This window comes from Amycolatopsis sp. SB7-3 (assembly GCF_041021335.1).
GTDB lineage: Bacteria > Actinomycetota > Actinomycetes > Mycobacteriales > Pseudonocardiaceae > Amycolatopsis > Amycolatopsis japonica.
The window spans coordinates 596,201-613,647 of sequence record NZ_JBFPJQ010000002.1; the positions used below are offsets into that span (position 1 = coordinate 596,201).

Annotated in this window: 17 protein-coding genes; 9 read left to right on the top strand and 8 right to left on the bottom strand. The window is 68.8% G+C overall.

Translation table 11 applies throughout. The annotated features are described in order from the left end of the window. Nucleotides 1–70: 70 nt before the first annotated feature. Nucleotides 71–1,456, top strand: a complete 1,386-nt coding sequence (locus tag AB8M46_RS20935; RefSeq protein ID WP_394361260.1) for an MFS transporter — start codon at nucleotides 71–73, stop codon at nucleotides 1,454–1,456. Continuing rightward, nucleotides 1,453–2,202 carry an isocitrate lyase/phosphoenolpyruvate mutase family protein gene (locus AB8M46_RS20940; RefSeq protein ID WP_394361261.1) on the top strand — a complete coding sequence of 250 codons (750 nt, stop codon included), beginning with the start codon at nucleotides 1,453–1,455 and terminating at the stop codon, nucleotides 2,200–2,202. The genes AB8M46_RS20935 and AB8M46_RS20940 overlap by 4 nt, the downstream gene beginning before the upstream one ends. A gap of 50 nt (nucleotides 2,203–2,252) precedes the next feature. Here the strand turns inward: AB8M46_RS20940 and AB8M46_RS20945 are convergent, their stop codons facing one another. After that, nucleotides 2,253–3,389, bottom strand: a complete 1,137-nt coding sequence (locus AB8M46_RS20945; protein ID WP_394361262.1) for a serine hydrolase domain-containing protein — start codon at nucleotides 3,387–3,389, stop codon at nucleotides 2,253–2,255. Between the two features lie 211 nt (nucleotides 3,390–3,600). On the opposite strand from AB8M46_RS20945, the gene AB8M46_RS20950 reads away from it, so the two are divergent. After that, nucleotides 3,601–4,095 carry a hypothetical protein gene (locus tag AB8M46_RS20950; RefSeq protein WP_125733813.1) on the top strand — a complete coding sequence of 165 codons (495 nt, stop codon included), beginning with the start codon at nucleotides 3,601–3,603 and terminating at the stop codon, nucleotides 4,093–4,095. On the opposite strand, the gene AB8M46_RS20955 is transcribed toward AB8M46_RS20950, so the two are convergent. Beyond that, nucleotides 4,092–4,442: a hypothetical protein gene (locus AB8M46_RS20955; RefSeq protein WP_394361263.1), complete on the bottom strand. Its 351-nt coding sequence runs from the start codon at nucleotides 4,440–4,442 to the stop codon at nucleotides 4,092–4,094. The two genes, AB8M46_RS20950 and AB8M46_RS20955, sit on opposite strands and share 4 nt — an antisense overlap. Before the next feature lie 72 nt (nucleotides 4,443–4,514). Between AB8M46_RS20955 and AB8M46_RS20960 the strand changes: the two genes are divergently transcribed. The 3 genes from AB8M46_RS20960 to AB8M46_RS20970 are packed head-to-tail and all read left to right on the top strand — an operon-like array spanning nucleotide 4,515 to nucleotide 6,324. Further along, on the top strand, nucleotides 4,515–4,910 hold the full coding sequence (locus AB8M46_RS20960) for a GntR family transcriptional regulator (RefSeq protein WP_037338426.1): 396 nt from the start codon (nucleotides 4,515–4,517) through the stop codon (nucleotides 4,908–4,910). Further along, a complete protein-coding gene (locus AB8M46_RS20965; protein ID WP_394361264.1) occupies nucleotides 4,907–5,923 on the top strand; it encodes a DUF1648 domain-containing protein in 1,017 nt (338 codons plus the stop codon). Before AB8M46_RS20960 ends, AB8M46_RS20965 begins: the two co-directional genes overlap by 4 nt. Before the next feature lie 23 nt (nucleotides 5,924–5,946). After that, nucleotides 5,947–6,324, top strand: a complete 378-nt coding sequence (locus AB8M46_RS20970) for a DUF5997 family protein (protein ID WP_037338432.1) — start codon at nucleotides 5,947–5,949, stop codon at nucleotides 6,322–6,324. Here AB8M46_RS20970 and AB8M46_RS20975 read toward each other — a convergent pair. The 6 genes from AB8M46_RS20975 to AB8M46_RS21000 form a co-directional block, all read right to left on the bottom strand. Further along, complete coding sequence (locus AB8M46_RS20975; RefSeq protein ID WP_394361265.1) at nucleotides 6,321–7,088, bottom strand: LysR family substrate-binding domain-containing protein; 768 nt, start codon at nucleotides 7,086–7,088, stop codon at nucleotides 6,321–6,323. The genes AB8M46_RS20970 and AB8M46_RS20975 overlap by 4 nt on opposite strands. Nucleotides 7,089–7,177: 89 nt before the next feature. Next, entirely contained in the window at nucleotides 7,178–9,901 is a 2,724-nt protein-coding gene (locus AB8M46_RS20980) for an AbfB domain-containing protein (protein ID WP_394361266.1), read from the bottom strand. A 10-nt stretch (nucleotides 9,902–9,911) separates the two neighbouring features. Next, the gene (locus AB8M46_RS20985) at nucleotides 9,912–10,904 is read right to left on the bottom strand and encodes an ABC transporter permease (protein ID WP_394361267.1); all 993 of its coding nucleotides are present in this window, start codon (nucleotides 10,902–10,904) and stop codon (nucleotides 9,912–9,914) included. Beyond that, entirely contained in the window at nucleotides 10,901–11,857 is a 957-nt protein-coding gene (locus AB8M46_RS20990) for an ABC transporter permease (RefSeq protein ID WP_394361268.1), read from the bottom strand. Before AB8M46_RS20990 ends, AB8M46_RS20985 begins: the two co-directional genes overlap by 4 nt. A 34-nt stretch (nucleotides 11,858–11,891) precedes the next feature. Continuing rightward, the gene (locus AB8M46_RS20995; protein ID WP_394361269.1) at nucleotides 11,892–13,367 is read right to left on the bottom strand and encodes a sugar ABC transporter ATP-binding protein; all 1,476 of its coding nucleotides are present in this window, start codon (nucleotides 13,365–13,367) and stop codon (nucleotides 11,892–11,894) included. Nucleotides 13,368–13,369: 2 nt separating this feature from the next. Continuing rightward, nucleotides 13,370–14,437, bottom strand: a complete 1,068-nt coding sequence (locus AB8M46_RS21000) for an ABC transporter substrate-binding protein (RefSeq protein ID WP_125733806.1) — start codon at nucleotides 14,435–14,437, stop codon at nucleotides 13,370–13,372. A gap of 161 nt (nucleotides 14,438–14,598) precedes the next feature. Between AB8M46_RS21000 and AB8M46_RS21005 the strand changes: the two genes are divergently transcribed. The 3 genes from AB8M46_RS21005 to AB8M46_RS21015 all read left to right on the top strand — a co-directional run bounded on the left by AB8M46_RS21005 (nucleotide 14,599) and on the right by AB8M46_RS21015 (nucleotide 17,428). Beyond that, entirely contained in the window at nucleotides 14,599–15,597 is a 999-nt protein-coding gene (locus AB8M46_RS21005; RefSeq protein ID WP_394361270.1) for a LacI family DNA-binding transcriptional regulator, read from the top strand. A gap of 89 nt (nucleotides 15,598–15,686) precedes the next feature. After that, on the top strand, nucleotides 15,687–16,790 hold the full coding sequence (locus tag AB8M46_RS21010) for a sensor histidine kinase (RefSeq protein WP_394361271.1): 1,104 nt from the start codon (nucleotides 15,687–15,689) through the stop codon (nucleotides 16,788–16,790). After that, complete coding sequence (locus AB8M46_RS21015; RefSeq protein ID WP_394361272.1) at nucleotides 16,787–17,428, top strand: response regulator; 642 nt, start codon at nucleotides 16,787–16,789, stop codon at nucleotides 17,426–17,428. The genes AB8M46_RS21010 and AB8M46_RS21015 overlap by 4 nt, the downstream gene beginning before the upstream one ends. Nucleotides 17,429–17,447 lie beyond the last annotated feature (19 nt).

The window sequence follows — 17,447 nt, forward strand, 5'->3', positions numbered from 1 at the left end:
ACTTCCCTGGCCACGCCCCGCCGGGCGTGTGCCTCGTCATGCCCGGAAACCCTTCCACCAAGGAGAAATCTTGACCCCGAAGCAGGCGTGGGTCCTAGCGCTCGCCTCAGTGGCGTCCTTCATGATGGCGCTGGACAGCCAGGTCGTGACGACGGCGCTGACCACGGTCCGCGAAGACCTGTCCGCGTCGATCGAGCAACTCGAATGGATCGTCAACGCCTACAACCTCAGCTTCGCCGTCCTGCTGCTCACCGGGGCGGCGCTCGGCGACCGGTTCGGCCGCCGCCGGATGTTCGTCACCGGTCTCACGGTCTTCACCCTCGCCTCGGTGGGCTGCGCGATGTCCGGGGACATCGGCACGCTGATCGTCGCGCGGGCGGTGCAGGGCGCCGGTGCCGCGATGGTGCTGCCGCTGTCGCTCACCCTGATCAGCGCGATCTTCCCGCCCGAGCGGCGGGGCAAGGCGATGGGGCTCTACCTGGGGCTCACCGGGCTGGCGACGTTCAGCGGCCCGTTCATCGGCGGCGTCATCGCCGAAGGGCTGGCTTGGCAGTGGATCTTCTGGCTCAACCTGCCGGTCGGCGTGGTCGCGGTCCTGCTGACGCTCCGACGCGTCGACGAGAGCACCGGACCGGGCCACCGGCTCGACCACGGCGGCGTCGTCTTGGTGTCACTGGGATCGCTGGGCATCGTGTGGGGCCTCGTCCGCGGAAACCTCTCGGGCTGGGACAGTGCCGAGGTCCTGGGCTCGCTGGCCCTCGGCGTCGCGCTGGTGATCGCCTTCGTGTCGTGGGAGCGACGCAGCGAGGCGCCGATGCTGCCGATGCGGTTCTTCAGGCTGCGAGCCTTCTCGACGGCCAACGCGGCGAACTTCTGCGTCTTCGCCTCGCTGTACGGCACGTTGTTCTTCCTGCCCCAGTACTTCCAGACCGCGCAAGGTCTCGGTCCGTTCGAGGCGGGACTGCGGATGATGCCGTGGACCGCGACCCTGATGATCTGCGCGCCGCTCGCCGGAAAGCTGGCGGACAGGTACAGCGCGCGGATGTTCGTCGCCATCGGATTGCTGCTCCAGACGATCGGCATGAGCTGGATCGTCCTGGTCGCCGAACCCGGCGCGGGCTACGCCCTCCTGCTGCCGGGGCTGATCGTCAGCGGCGCCGGGATCACGTCCGCGATGCCCGCCGCACAGCGCTCGGCCGTCGGAGCGGTGCGACCCACCGAGATCGGCCAAGCGTCCGGCGCGTTCATGACGCTGCGGATCTTCGGCGGCGTCTTCGGGGTGGCGGTGGTGGTCGCCGTCTTCGCCGGTGCCGGAAGCCATCTGTCCCCCGAGGAGTTCGGCAGCGGCTTCACGGCGGCGATGGCCGCTGTCGTCGCGTTCGCCTTCGTCGGCATGCTCGTCGCCCTGCGCATGCCGGCCGCCCTGACCACTGCCGATCGAGGAGGAAACCGATGACCGAGCCGAAGACGCTGGCCGAAACACTTCGCGGCCTGCACAGCGGGGAAATGCTCGTGCTGCCGAACGTCTGGGACGCGGCGAGCGCCGAAATCGTGGCAGAAGCGGGTTTCCCCGCGGTCGCCACGGCGAGCGCCGCCGTCTCGGCGATGCTCGGGTACCCCGACGGCGAAGGCGCGCCGTGGCAGGAGATGTTCGCCGCGGCAGCGCGGATCGCCCGCGTGGTCTCCGCACCGGTCACCGTGGACGCGGAGGCAGGCTACGGCCTGGCGCCACGGGAGTTCGTGGAGCGGCTGGTGGAAACGGGAGCCGTCGGCTGCAATCTGGAGGACACCGATCACCGGTCGGGCGGACTGGCCGACGCGGACGAGCACGCCGAGCGGATCGCGGAGATCCGTTCGGCCGCGACCGGCGCCGGGGTGCCGATCGTCGTCAACGCGCGGGTCGACACGTTCCTGGGCGACCGCGGGGTCCCGGAGCCCGACAGACTCGCCGAGGCCGTCCGGCGCGGCAGGCTCTACCGCGATGCCGGTGCCGACTGCGTGTATCCGATCGGGGTCCGGCGCCGGGACGATCTCGCCACGCTGGTCACCGAACTCGCGTGTCCGGTGAACGGGAACGTCGGAGAGGAACTGGACCTCGCCGCGCTCCGCGAACTCGGTGTGGCGCGGGTGTCGTACGGCCCGCGCTTCTATCGCGCGGCACTGGAGGGATTCCGCACCGCGATCGGGACTCTAGCGAGGTGAGGCGTTGCGAAGGCCACTTTCACAACCTTGCGAAAGTGGCCTTCGCGTCGTCACTTGCAGAACGCGGTGTCCACAGTGGCCATGACGGCGTTCGAGCCCTTCTCCCCGTCGCCGAAGGTCCCCGGCATCGCGGTCACCGCGAGCCCGACGGTGCGGCCGTCTTCCGTGGCGCCACCGCGCGTTTCGAACCCGTGGATGTCCCCGCCGTGGCCCCAGTACACACCGCCGCAGCTGAGCGGGTTGCTCATCAGGCCGAGCCCGTACTTCGTGCCAGGGAACAAGGGCGCGTCGACCGTCTTCCGCATTTCGGCCAGCTGCGCGGCGGGCAGCAGCCTGCCTTCGAGCAGCACGCGGAAGAATTCGCCGAGGTCACTGGGCGTAGAGATCAGCTGACCGGCGGCACCGCCCCAGGACGGATCCAGTTCGGTCGCGTCGACCACCTTGCCGGTGGCGGAGTTGCCGATGGCATAGCCCTGCGGGTGCCGTCCCTGGATGGTCTGGTCACCGACCTGCGGCCAGTAGGTGTTCTTCAAACCCGCCTTCTTGATCACGCGTTCGGTGATCTGCTCCTGGAGCGGGCGTCCGGTGACCTTCTCGATCACCATGCCCGCCAGCAGGTACCCGGTGTTGCTGTACTCCCACTTGGTGCCGGGCGCGAACTTCGCCGGGTGACTCAGCGCGGCGGCGAGCAGCTCGTGGGTGGGAAAATACCGGTGCTGCACCTGTTCGAAATCCTGAAGTCCCAGGTACTCGGTGTAGTTCGGCAGCCCGCTGGTGTGCTGCAGAAGGTGCCGGATGGTGATCTTGGTGGCGTCGATGCCCTCTCCGCGCACGATGCCGGGCAGGTACTTCTCGATCGGCGCGTCCAGTTCGACCTTGCCCTCGGCCACCAGTTGCAGGACCGCGACCGCCGTGAACGTCTTGGTGTTGCTGCCCGCGCGCACCCTGCCGTCACGCGGGACCGGGACCTGGCGATCGATCCGCGACGAGCCCGCGACCAGCGACGTCGTCCGCCTGCCGTCGGACACGGCGACCAGCGCGGCGGGGAATTTCTCCTGACGCACCAACGAGTCGAGGCTCTTCCGCAGCTCCGCTCCCTTGGCAGGCGCCGCGTCCGCCGCCGTCGTCCACGCCGCGCCCATCAGCCCCGCCACCGTCAGGACCACCACACCTTTGCGTACCGTCATTCGCACTCCTTCTCCGACGAGATCGACAGTGACAACAGTGGCCGAGGCCGGCGCGAAGATCAGCAGTGCAGGCTCCCGGATCCGGGGTGGTGCTGGCGCTACCCCACGAACATTTTCGATCGGAATTCGTCCCACCATTGTCCGCGCGGGACGTGGCTGGCTAAGGTCAGTCCGGTAAGTGGACTAGACCACCCGAGGCCGGGAGGCGACGATGCCCCTCGACGAACAGCAGACCTGGGCACTGCTGCGAGAGCTGGACGAACCCGGCCACTGGGAGGTGCCGCACGACTTCGACGGACCGGCCGCACGAGCTCGATTCGAGCGACTGGCCGAACGGTTGGAGCGGCTGTTCGACTGTTCCTGCGAAGTCGATCGCCATGTCCAGGACGCCAGCCACCTCGGCCGGATCGTGATCCCGGCGGACGCGACCGCCGCACTGGACCAGGTCACCGTGACGGTCAGCAACTTCGGCGGTCTCGTCGCGGTGACACTGGGAAATCCGGGCAGCTACGACGAAGACGAGGAACGCGAGTTCTTCCCGGCGCAGGTGCGAAGACAGGTCGAAGACGAGCTGGAGGCGCTCGGCTACCTGCCCGTCTCCGAGCACCCGCTGTGGACCAAGTACACCGGGATCAGCGGATTCGACGCGCTGTATCCGCCAGATCGGCCACCTTCCTGGTGGGACAGGTTCTTCGACTACCTCTAGACGAGCACGCCGACGAGATCCTTCGCGTTCGGCGCGCTGACGAGCATCTCATCGAAGGGGAGTCCGGCGACCGCGCGATCGAGCTCGATCCGCAGCCCTGACACACCCCTGCGAGCCGACACCAGCTGACGCGTCCCCGTCCCCAGCCCCCAGTAACCCACCTTCAGCACTCCGCTGATCAGCACCCCGGCCCGTCCCCCGCGTGTCCGTCGCACGGGCTCTTCGACGAACTCGACGGCCTTGATCGCCGACGACGGCACGACCGCTTCGTCACGCCATACGGCCAGCCGCTCCCAGGACGAGAACCTCACGCGCACTCCGCCATCGGCGATGTCGATCGTCGCCATCATGACCACCTTCCCCTGCATAGCCAGCTGATGTAGTTGTTATAGCAAGTGTATAGCAGATATCCTGACCGGGTGTTGCTGACTCTCGACCTCGACAGCGAGGTTCCGATCTACCAGCAGATCCGCGATCGGATCGTCGAAGCCGTCGCCGACGGCACGCTCGCCGAGGGCAGCGCCCTGCCCTCCACCCGTCAGCTCGGCGCCGACCTGGCGATCAACTTCCACACCGTCAACAAGGCCTACGACCTGCTGCGGACACAGGGGTTCATCCGCATCAACCGCAAGACCGGCGCGGTCGTCCGGCGGGACGCGACCTCGGGTCCGGCGGAAGACGGTTACGCGGACGAGTGGCAGGAGCGCCTCCGCACCCTGCTCGCCGAGGCCGTCGCGCTCGGCGTGGGCCCGCGCGAAGTGACGAGCCGCTGCGAAACGGTGCTGGATTCCTTCGCGGTGAGCGCGCGGCGATGATCTGGCTGCACCTGGCCTTGATCGCGTTCACCGCGGCGGCCTTCGGCTCCGCGCCCGCGCTCGCCCGGCCGACACTCCCCTTCGGCGTCCGGATCCCCGCCCGGCGTTCCGGCGAGGCCGTCGTCCTCCTGGCCCGGCGTCGCTACAACCGGGGCATCGGCGCGGGGGCGATCGCGGCCTGCGTCGTGCTTCTCTTCGATTGGCTCGCGCCCGAGGTCGTCCTGCTCGTTCTCGCCACCGCGTACTCCCTGCTCGGCTGCCTGGCTCACCGCTCGATCGCCACCGCCAAACGCGAGGAAGGCTGGTACTCCGGCACGCGGCAGGCAGTCAGCACCGACACGTCGCTGCGCACGGATCCAGTCCGTCCACAGTGGATTCTTCTGGTGCCTGCCGTCGTGCTCGCGTTCGCCACGGCGGCCGGCGGATGGTTCACCGGCGCGACCGGCTTCTCGACGGTCTTCGCGCAGATCCTGGTCATCATGCTGACCTCGCTCATGGCCGCCGCGATCTCACGCGCCAGACCGGAGATCGACGCCGCGCAGCCGTCGGCGTCGGCCTCGCGGTACCGGGAGTACCTGCACGGCGTGCTCGCACTGCTGCTGATCTCGGCGGGCTGCGTCAACGCGACCCTGCTCGTCGTCTCGCTTCAGCTGTGGGCTGTCGTCGACACGACGGTGCCGGTGACGATCGTGGCGTACCTTCCGCTCGCCGCCGCGTTCATCGCGTGGATCGGTTTCACCGTCCGGGCGGGCGACGCCGGGCACCGATTACCGCGTGCCGGCGACGAGCCGGCGACCCGCTACGAACAGCGTGACGACGACCGCCACTGGTACGCCGCCGGGATGGTCTACCTGAACCGGAACGATCCGGCGCTGCTGGTGCACCGGCGGGTCGGGACCTACTGGACGCTCAACCTCGGGCATCCGATCGCGTGGGTCGTCCTCGGCGCGGTCGCGGTGGCCGCGGTGCTCACCGGATTCGGCGTCGTGACATTGCCCGAGAAAGGCACCTGATCACAGGGCGTTACCCTGAGGCAATGACGTCGCAGAAAACCCCTCAAACGATGAAGCCCGCGACAGCGGCGAAGAAGCTGGGTGTGTACCTGGAGGCGACCCCGGCGGAGTTCCAGGAGGGTGTCGTCTCCCGCGACGAGCTGAACGCACTGCAGGCCGAGCCGCCCGAGTGGCTGCGGGACCTGCGCCGCAACGGGCCGCATCCGCGTCCGGTCATCGCGGCGAAGCTGGGCGTGTCGATCAGCGGTCTGGCGCGCGGCGGGATCACCGGCGCCCTCACCACCGAAGAGATCGACGCGATCAAGTCCGAGAACCCCGACTGGCTGCAGCGGGAGCGCGAGACGCAGGCCGAGGTCCGCAAGGAGGAGGCGCGGCTCAAGGCCGCCCGCAGCGAAAGCTAGCCGCGACGACGGGGTTTGCCGCGTTTCCCGCCCTGAGGAGCGCGGCGATTCCCCGACTGCGGCTTCCGGCCGCCGGCCTGGGGACGGTTGCCCTTGACCGGGGTCTTCTTCGCCGGCGCTTGCTTCTCCTGGGCCTGCTTTTCCTGGGCCTGCTGCCGACCGCGCGTGCTGTTGACCGTCCGGCCGCGGACGATCCCGATGAACTGCTCCATCAGGTCGGTGGTCTCGTCGTCCGGCCAGGACAGCGCGACCCCGGACTCCGGAGTGCCGGAGATCGGACGGTAGGTCAGGTCACGCCGATGGTGCAGCCGCGCGAGCGACTGCGGGACGATCAGGAGCCCGACCCCGGCGGCGACCAGCTCGATGGCGTCCGCGGTGGTGGCGGGCCGCTCCAGCGCGGGCTTCCCCGGCGGCGTTTCCCAGTCCAGCGTGTCGTCGAGCGGGTGCAGCACGATCTCGTCGGCGATGTCGTCGACGGAGACCTCGTCCGCGGCGGCGACCAGGTGGTCTTTCGGGACCACCACGACCGTCGTCTCGGTGTAGAGCGGGATCGCGTGCAGGCCCTCGCGGTCGATCGGGAGTCGCAGCAGGACGGCGTCCACCTCACGTTCCCGGACCAGCCCGACCGCATCGGCGGCCGTCGTCTGGACGAGCTCGAGCGGGACGTCGGGCGACCGCTCGTCCCAGATCCGGACCCACTTCGAGGGCGTGACGCCGGGGACGTACGCGAGCTTGAAGGAGGCGGGGGTGTCCGGGCCGGTCATGGGGGCAAGGTTACCGGGAGTGGTCGGCAGGGTCGTGAGTGGCGTTTCGGGTTCTAACCCGAAACGCCACTCACGACCCACCGGACCGGCTACGGAGCCCAGGGCGCCGAAACCGCCCACGTGACGTCCTGGTCGTACGAGACCGGGTTGTCGAACGGGTGGCCGCCGCCGCTGGTGGCGACGTAGACCTCCTCGGCGTAGTGCCGCATGTTCGTCCCCAGCTCGTTCACCGACGCCAACCGCACGCCGCCGGCCCCGGGCTGGGCACAGAACGTCGCGTCCTTCCGGAACAGGTCGGTGTTGTCGTTCCCGCTCAGCCGCACCCGGAAGTCCGCGTGCCGCAGGAAATTGCCCGGATAGTTCCGCGCCTCCAGCGAGTAGCACGACGGATCCGCGAGACCGCGCCGCACGACGAACGTCGCGTCCGCCTTCAGCAGAGCCGCGCTCCCAGCGTTCACCACGTCCGTCCGCGCGAGGCCGTCACGATGCCGCAGGAAGCGATCCGTGAAACCGGGCGTGGTCACCTTGAACGAGCGCGCCTGGTCCAGCGGTAGATCCGCGCCGCTGCGCCAGAGCGGCACCGACGCCGCCCACGTCGTGTCCGCCGCGAAGCTCGACGGCGTGTCCCACGGGTTCGGCCCGCCGCTGCGCGCGAGATAGACGGTCGCGGCGTAGTGGCGGATGAAGGCACCGGGCTGATTGAACGACTCCAGTGCCGTTCCCCCGGCACCTTCCCGCGCGCAGAACGTCGCATCGCCCGCGAAGGACGCCGAACCGTCGTTCGCGTCCTTCCGGATCCGCGACGACGCATGGCGCAGGAAGTGCCCAGGGTAGTTCCGCGACTCGAACGACAGGCACGACGCGTCGGCCAGTCCCTGCCGGGCCCAGAACGTCGCGTCCTTCTTCCCGAGGTCCGCACTGCCTTCACCGAGGACGTCCGTACGGACGAAATCGTCCTGGTGCCGCAGATAGCGATCCGTGTACCCGGCCGTCGTGACCCGAAGCGACAGGAGCTCGCCTCGGCCGACCTCGGTGCCCTTGGAGATGGCGAGCACCTTCTGGTTGATCTCGCGCACCCGCGCTTCGGACATCTTCAGCACGCGGCGGTCGTAGGTGTAGAAGCCGTTGACCTCGTTCTCGACGTCGTACGGCTCCGTGTAGACCGACGCGGAAAGCCCCCGGCCGTGCACGAACCGCCCGACCTGTTTGGTGATCTCGACGTACCGGTTCGTCAGCGACGTCTCGTCCGGATACAGCGCGCCGTACGCGAAGCCCTTGCCCGGCTCCCATTCGTGCCCGGTGACGCGCCGCCCGAGGCCGCCGTACTCCCCCAGCACCGCGATCCTTCGCGCGTCGGGTTGCCTCGTGCCGGTGGAAACCTGATACGCGTGGTCGTCGATCACGTCGCCGTTGCCCGGATCCGGATCGGACACACAGCAGTTCGACCCGGAGTTGTGGTTGATCAGCCGGGTGTCGTCGATCGAACGCACCAGATCCACGATGCGGCCGGCTTCGTACTCGCCCCAGCCCTCGTTGAACGGCACCCACTGCACGATCGACGTGATGCCCTTGTGCTGCTCGATCATCCGCCGCAGTTCGGATTCGTAGTTCGCGTGCCCGTTCGGGACTTCGTCGATCGAGTCGAGCGACGGCATGTCCTGCCAGACCATCAGCCCCAGTTTGTCGGCGTGGTAGAACCACCGTGCCGGCTCGACCTTGATGTGCTTGCGGACCATGTTGAAGCCCAGGGCCTTCTGGCGTTCGAGGTCGAACCGCAGTGCCTCGTCGGTCGGCGCGGTGTAGATGCCGTCGGGCCAGTAGCCCTGGTCGAGCGTGCCCAGCTGGAAGACGAACTTGCCGTTGAGCAGCGGCCGCATCACACCGCCGACCATCGCCTTGCCCAGCGAACGCATACCGAAGTATCCGGTGACGACGTCGCCGCCCGGCAGCCGCACGCGCAGGTCGTAGAGGAACGGGTCGTCGGGCGACCACAGCCGCGCGTTCGGCACCGGGACCCGCAGATGAGACCCGACGGCACCGGTGGCGGTGCCGACCACTTGGCCGCCTGAAAGCACTTCGGCGGTCGCTTGCTGCCCGGGGGTGCCCTGGACGACGAGGTCGAGCGCGCCGCCGGGGACGTCGGGGGTGGTGTCGAGCCGCGTGATGTGCTCCGCCCGGACCGGTTCCAGCCAGACGGTCTGCCAGATCCCCGACGCCGCCGTGTAGAAGATGCCGTCTGGCCTCTTGCGCTGTTTCCCCACCGGGTACCGGCTGCCGTCGACCGGCGACGCGACGCCGACGACGATCTCGTTCTCCCCCGCCTTCAGCGCCGGGGTGATGTCGAAGGAGAAGGCGTCGAAACCACCGGTGTGACTCCCGATCGACGTCCCGTTGACCCAGACCTTGGTCTCCCAGGTGACGGCGCCGAAGTTGAGTTTCACCCGGCGACCGTCCCAAGTGGACGGAACGGTGAACGTCCGCCGGTAGAACATGTTGTCCTCATGCCGTTTGATCCCCGAAAGCATCGACTCGATCGGGTAAGGCACGAGTACGTTTTCGCTCAACGGCCTGCCGATCGGCGGTGAATTCAGGTTCGGCGCGCCGGTGAAACCCCAGGTTCCGTTGAGGTTGAGCCATTCCGAGCGCACCAGCTGCGGGCGTGGATACTCGGGCAGCGCGTTCGACGGCGAGACCTGGTCCGTCCACGGGGTCGGTAGCGGGACAGGAGCGGCTTGGGCGACGGGAACGAGTGTCGTCGCGGCGGCCAGCAGACCGGCCACGACGCTCAGGGCGCGCGCGGTTCTTCGGTGCATGCGATCTCCCCTATCTCCTGGCGGTCGTGCGCGCCAGCGACCGCTGCAGCACAACGACCACCAGCAGGAACGCACCGCTGACCACCGACTGGTAGTTGCTGTCGAGAGTTCCTATCTGGTTGATGACGTTCTGGATGACCGTTCGGATGCCCACGCCGATGACCGTTCCGAGAATCGTGCCCATCCCGCCGGTCAGCAGGGTGCCGCCGATGACGACGACGGAGATGGCGTCCAGTTCGAGGCCGACGCCGATCACCGTGACACCGGACTGCAGGTAGGCCGCGGTCAGCGCGCCCGCGAGCCCGGAAAGCACCCCGCTCATCACGTAGACGGCGACCTTGGTTCGCGCCACCGGGAGCCCCATCAGCTTCGCGGACTGCTCCGAGCCGCCGGTCGCGAACACCGCTTGCCCGAACCGGGTCCGCCGCAACAGGAGCCCGCCGATCAGGCACAGCGCCGCCGCGATGAACACCGGATAGCCGAACCCGAACAGCGTGCCGCGTCCGAGTTCGACGAACGCCTCGCCCTCCGGGATTTTGTACGTCGTCGCGCCCTCGGTGGTGATCGCGAGCAGCAGTCCGCGGGCGAACAGCAGCGACGCCAGCGTGACGATGAACGGTGCCATCCCGGTCTTGGCGACGAGCAACCCGTTGATCAGGCCGATCAGCCCGCATACGGCCAACGGCAGCAGGAGCGCGACAAGGAAACCCCACTGCGACCCGTAAGCCGCGAGGACCCCGCCGAGCGCGTAGACCGAACCCACCGAGAGGTCGATCCCGCCGGTGATGATCACGAACGTCATCCCGAGGGCGATGATCGCGAGGAACGAGCTCTGCAACGCGATGTCGCGCATGTTGTCCAGGCTGCCGAACCGCGGGAACAGCAGCCACGCGACGGCGACCATGAGCACCAGCGCGATTGCCGCGCCCTGTTTCTGCAGGACCCCGGTCATGAGCTCGCGCCGGGTGGAGTCCTGGGCGGCCATCGTGGGCGCCGCGGTCATCGGCTGCTCCGTTCCCGTGCGACGTACACCGCGCCGACGATGATCGCGGCCTGGATCATCTGCGCGGTCGAATCCGGCAGGTTGTGCTTGATGAGCGTGGCGCGGACGAGCTGCATGAGCAGGACACCCATCACCGTGCCGAGGATGCGGACACGGCCGCCGGTCAGCGGGGTGCCGCCGACCACGACCGCGGTGATCGCGGACAGTTCCATCAGCAATCCGGCGTCCGCGGGGTCACCGGCACCGAGCCGTGCGGTGGAGAGCACCCCGGCCAGGGCTGCCAGCACGCCGCAGATGGCGTAGACGCCGATGAGGACGCGGTTGACCGGCAGCCCGGCGAGCACACTGGCCCGCCGGTTGCCGCCGATCGCGACCAGCCGCCTGCCGAACGCCGTCTTCCCGACCAGCGCCGCCACCAGCACGGCCAGTACGGCCGCGATGAGCACGCTCACCGGGATCCCGAGCACCTCGCCGTTGCCGAGCGCGAGGAAATCCGGATCGTGCAACTGGATCAGCTGGCCGTCGGCGAGGACGAGCGCGAGCCCGCGACCGCCGACGAGCAGTGCGAGTGTCGCCACGATCGGCTGGATCCCGACCTTGGCGACGAGGACCCCGTTCAGCGTCCCCGCGGCCAGCCCCGCCGCGAGCGCGACGGCCACCGCCGGCAGGGTCCCGGCGCCGAGGTACAGCGGGACGAGTGCGGCCGAGAGCGCCATCACCGCGCCCACCGACAGGTCGACGCCTTCGGTGCCGATCACCAGCGCCATCCCGAGCGCGACCACCAGTACCGGCGCGGCCTGGATGAGCTGGGTGCGGAAGTTGCCGACGGTCAGGAAGTTCGCCGTGAACGCGATATTGAACAGCACGAGCGCGACGACGGCGACGTACACGCCGTACTCCTGCAGCCACCGCGCCACCCGGGTCCGGTCCACCGTTTTCGCCGTGTCCGTCATGGTGGGTACCGGTTCCTCCGTTCTCCGCTGAGTGCTAGTCATCCGCGCCGCCCGAAGCGATCGCGGCCAGCACGTGGTCCTGCGTCAGCTGCTCACCCGCGAGTTCCCCGACCACCGCGCCGTCCTTGAGCACGACCAGCCGGTCCGCTCCGTCGAGAAGCTCTTCCATCTCCGACGAGATCAGCAGGACGGCGAGCCCTTCTTTGGCGAGCTCGTCGATGAGCGCCTGCACCTCGGCCTTCGCGCCGACGTCGATACCCCGGGTCGGCTCGTCGAGCAGCAGTACCTTCGGCTCGGTGCAGAGCCAGCGGGCCAGCAGCACCTTCTGCTGGTTGCCGCCGGAGAGCTCGGCGACCTTCTGGTCCGGGCTCGACACCTTGATCCGCAGGCGTTTCACGAACGTGTCGACGATCCTGTCCTGCCGGGCCCGGCTGACCAGGCCGAAACGGGACAGCTTCGGCAACGCGGCGAGCACGATGTTCTCCCGCACGGAAAGATGCGGGATGATGCCTTCGATCTTGCGGTCCTCGGCGAGCATGCTCACGCCCGCGCGCATCGCGGCCGCCACATTCCCTTGCGGGACTCGCTTTCCGCCGACGAGCACCGTGCCGCCCGACAGCGGCAGGTCGCCGACGATCGCCCGCGCGGTCTCCGTGCGGCCGGAGCCGAGCAGCCCCGCGAGACCGACGATCTCGCCGGGTTTGATCTCCACCGAGACACCGCCCAGCCGGTTGCCGCTGGTGAGATTCTCCGCGCGCAGCACCGGTTCCCGGCCCGCCTCATGGTCGCCCTCGAAGGCCGTCGCGCCGTGCGAGCGGATGTCGCCGACGCTGCGGCCGAGCATCATCGACACCAGTTCCAGCCGCGGCAGGTCGGCGAGCGGTCCGGTGTGGACACGCCTGCCGTCCCGCAGCACCGTGACGCGTTCGCAGATCCGGTACAGCTCGTCCATGCGGTGGCTGACGTACACGATCGCGATCCCGCGTTCGTGCAGCCTGCCGATGACCTCGAACAGCGTCTCGACCTCACGCGGTTCCAACGAGGACGTCGGCTCGTCCATGATCACGACGTCGGCGGCGACCGACACCGCGCGGGCCAGCGCGACCATCTGCTGCGCGCCGACGCCGAGTGTCCCGAGTGGACGGCGGACGTCGGCGTCGATGCCGTAATCCGCCAGCAGCGCCGCCGCGTCGGAGTTCATCCGCGCCCAGTCGACCAGCCCGAACCGCTTCCTCGGCTCCCGGCCGAGGTACACGTTGCTCGCCACGCTCATCAGCGGGATGAGGTTGACCTCCTGGTAGATCGTGGAGATCGCACCCCGCGCGTGGATCGTGCCGGAATCCGGCTTGTGCACGCCGGTGAGCACCTTGATCAGCGTCGACTTGCCGGCGCCGTTCTCGCCCACCAGCGCGTGCACCTCGCCCGGCCGCAGCGCGAACGACACGTCGTCGAGCGCGCGCACCCCGGCGAACGTCTTCGTCACGCCTTCGACCTCGAGAACCGGTTCCATCGTCAGTACGCGTTTCCGAGCTTCTGCGCGGCGTTCGCCGAGTCGTACTGGTCGTCGGAGATCACGACGGTCGGCGGGATCTCCTTGCCCGCGGCGAAGTCCTGCAGCGTCGAGAAGGCGAGCGGACCGAAACGCGGGTTGGACTCGATCACCGCGTTGTAGCTGCCGTCGGCGATGAGCTGGACGGCGTTGCGGGTGCCGTCGATCGAGACGATCTTGACGTCCTTGCCCGGCGTCTTGCCCGCAGCCTTGAGCGCGGTGACCGCGCCGATTCCCATTTCGTCGTTCTCGGCGTAGACCGCGGTGATCTCGGGGTTGCTCTGGATGAGCTGCTCCATGACCGCCTGTCCCTTGGAGCGGTCGAACTCGCCGGTCTGCTCGGCGACGACCTGGATGCCCGTGGTCGCGGCGATCTCGTCCTTGAAACCCTTGGTGCGGTCGGTGGTGACGTTGTTGCCGGACGCGCCGAGCAGGATCGCGACCTTGCCGGTGCCGCCGGTCGCCTTCACCATCTCCTGCGCCGCGCGTTTGCCCTGCTCGACGAAGTTCGAGCCGATAAAGGTCAGGTAATCGGTGCACGGCTGCGAGGTCACCTTGCGGTCGATCGTGATGACCGGGACCTTCTTGGCCTTCGCCGCGTCGAGGGCGGGCTGGAGGCCGTCGGAGTTCAGCGGGGCCACGATGAGCAGCTGCGCACCCCGGTCCAGCAACGACTTGATGTCGCTGACCTGTTTGTTGAGGTCGCTCTGCGCGTTGGTGACCAGGAGTTTGTCGTCCGGGACACCGAGTTTCTTCGCTTCGTCCTTGATGGACTGTGTCTCGGCGATCCGGAACGGGTTCGCCTCCTTCTCCGACTGGGAGAAGCCGATGACCGCGTTCTTCACGTCCACCTGCGGGTAGCCGGTCTTCTCGCGGGCGCAGCCCGGCCCCGCGGCCTGGTTCGGCGCCGCCGAAGCGGCGGGCCCCGCCCCCGACGGGGCGGACTGCTGGGTCTCACGGCTGGTGCAGGCCGTCAGCGCGAGCGCGAGGCCGGTCGCCAGGAGCAGGGTGCGGCGGATGGGCAGGGACATCGATCGCTCCTCGGGGAAGTCGAGCACACGGATCTGCGGTGACCCATGTCACTCATAGGGACGATGCCAGATTTACATCGTTGGTACAACGTTGTAAATCCGCCGTTCGCGCGGCTAGGCTGTGCCGGATCTGTACCGGAGCACTGCGGAGGGGAGCGAGGGTGGCCACGCTCAAGGACGTCGCCAAGCTTGCGGGCGTCTCGGTCAAGACCGTGTCGAACGTGGTCAACGGCTACGACTTCGTCAAGCCGGAGAACCGCAAACGCGTCGAGGAGGCACTGGCGTCGACCGGGTACCGGCCCAATCTCGGCGCCCGGAACCTCCGCCGCGGGCGTACCGGGTTCCTCGGGCTGATGCTGCCCGAGCTGAGCATCCCGTACTTCGGCGAGCTGGCCGGCCTGGTGCTGCAGGCGGCGCAGGAGCACGAGTGGAACGTCCTCATCGAGCAGACCCTCGGCACCAGGGAACGTGAGCGCAACGCGCTGTCCGCGCTGGGCCCGCATCTGATCGACGGGGCGATCATCAGCCCGGAGGCGTTGCACACCAACGATTTCGAGGATCTCGCGCCGGGTGTCCCGCTGGTGATGCTCGGTGAGCACGTCGTGGACGTCCCGATCGACCACGTCGGCATCGACAACGTCCAGGCCGCCCGGATCGCGGTGCGGCATCTGATCTCGCTCGGCCGCCGCCGGATCGCCGCGATCGGTGCGCATCCGCAGCGCCATACCGCCGCGCAGCGGCTTGAGGGCTACCACTCCGCGCTCGCCGAGGCTGGGCTCGCGCCCATCCCGGAACTGGTCCTGCCCGCGCTGCGGTATCACCGTGCCAACGGCGCCGAAGCGATGGCGCATCTCCTCGCGCTGCCGGAACCGCCCGATGCCGTCTTCTGCTTCAACGACCTACTCGCCATCGGCGCCCTTCGCGCCGCGGCGGAACGCGGCATCCAGGTGCCGTCGGACATGGCGATCGTCGGTTTCGACAACAACGAAGAGAGCGCGTACAGCCTGCCGTCCCTGACGACGATCGCGCCGGACAAGGCGGCGATCGCGCGTGCCGCCGTCGACCTCCTGCGCCGTCGTATCGCGGGCGGGAGCGACCTCGAACCGGAAGACGTCCAGACCCCCTTCTCGCTCGAAATCCGGAACAGCACCATCGCTTAACCCCGCGTTTCGTCCTCTGAATGCGGTAGTTGCGTGTGCAAGGACCGCATTCAGAGGACGAAATGCGGGAGGCGTGGCATGGTGTGTCCGTGAACCGGGCCCTGGCGGTGCTGACCCTCGTCGCGTACGTGACGTTGCCGCTCGGCTCGGCCAAGTACGAGACGCTCGTGCTGCCGACGCTCCTGGCCGGGCTCGTCTACGCGGCGATCGCGATCGTGGGCTTCCCCTGGGTGCAGAAACACGGACGCGCGTGGGCGATCGCGTACGTCTGCGTTCAGTTACCGCTCGGTTTCACCCTGTTCTCGCTTTCGGGCGCCGCCGTCGGGGCGGTCCTGCTTCTCGTGGTCCTCGTCTGCCACACCGTGTTGCTGCTGCCGTTGCCGGTGGCGTTCGGGGTCGCGGTCGTGATCCCGCTCATCCACCTGCCGATGGCGCCGATGGACGGCCTACGCGAGGGGCTCGGGACGCTGGCGGTCATGGTCTTCGCCGCCGTGGTGACCGAACTGGTCGTCCGCGAGAAGCGGGCGCGGGAGGAGCTCGCCGAGGCACACGAACGTCTTCGCGATCATGCCGCCCAGGCCGAGCAGCTCGCGACGATCCAGGAGCGCAACCGGCTCGCGCGCGACATCCACGACGGGCTCGGCCATCACCTCACGGTCGTCCAGATGATGTTGCAGGCCGCCCGCGCGGTGATCGGCACCGGCGACACGGAGCGGGCCGACGGAATGCTCGCCAAGGCACAGGATCAGTCGCGTGAGGCGCTGGCGGAGGTCCGGCGCTCGGTGTCGGCGTTGCGGGAGCCGCGCTCCGAGCCGCTCACGGACGCGTTGCGGACGCTGGCGGAAGAGGCTTCCGCGGCAGGCGTGCCGACCGGGTTCGAGGTCAAGGGCACCGCACGCGACACTCGCCCCGACGTCGAGGAGTCGCTGTTCCGGGCGGCGCAGGAGGGACTGACCAACGTGCGCAAGCACGCGCGCGCCAAGGCCGCGACCGTGCTGCTCGACTACGCCGTCGCCGATAGTGTGCGCCTCGAAGTCCGCGACGACGGTGTCGGGATCGCCGCGGATTCCCCATCGGACAAGGGTTTCGGCCTCGTCGGGCTCCGCGAGCGGGTCGCCGGCCTCGGCGGCCGGGTCTCGGTCGACTCCACCGAAGGCCAGGGCCTGACACTCACCGTGGAGGTGCCGGGATGACCGTCCGCGTGCTGATCGTCGACGACCAGGCGTTGTTCCGCGAGGCGCTGGCGACCCTGCTGGAAGTCCAGCCCGAGATCGACGTCGTCGGTGAGGCGGCGAACGGCGAGGAGGCCGTGCGGCTCTGCGCCGAACTCCGCCCCGACGTCGCGCTGATGGACCTGCGGATGCCCGTGCTGGACGGAATCGCGGCCACCGCGCGGCTTCGCGCCGAGCAGCCCGGCGTGCGCGTCCTGGCGCTGACGACGTTCGACGACGACGAAGACGTGTTCGCCGCGTTGCGCGCGGGCGCCGTCGGTTATCTGTTGAAGGACGTCTCGTCGACGCGGCTGGTCGAGGCGCTGACGGCGGCCGAACGGGGCGAGTCGGTGCTGCAGCCTTCCGTCGCGGCGAAACTCGTCGCGCGGGTGGCCCGGCTCCCCGCCGAAACACCCCGGCCGTCGGCGACGCCGCTTTCGGAACGGGAACTGGAAGTCGTCCGGCTCCTCGCGGACGGCCGGAGCAACCGCGAGATCGCCAAGACGCTGTTCCTCGCCGAGGGCACGGTGAAGAACCTGGTGACGAATGTCCTGTCCAAACTCCAGGTGCGGGATCGCACCCAGGCCGCCCTGCGCGCGAAGGAACTCGGCCTGTTCTGACCGCAGGTGGTCGTGAGTG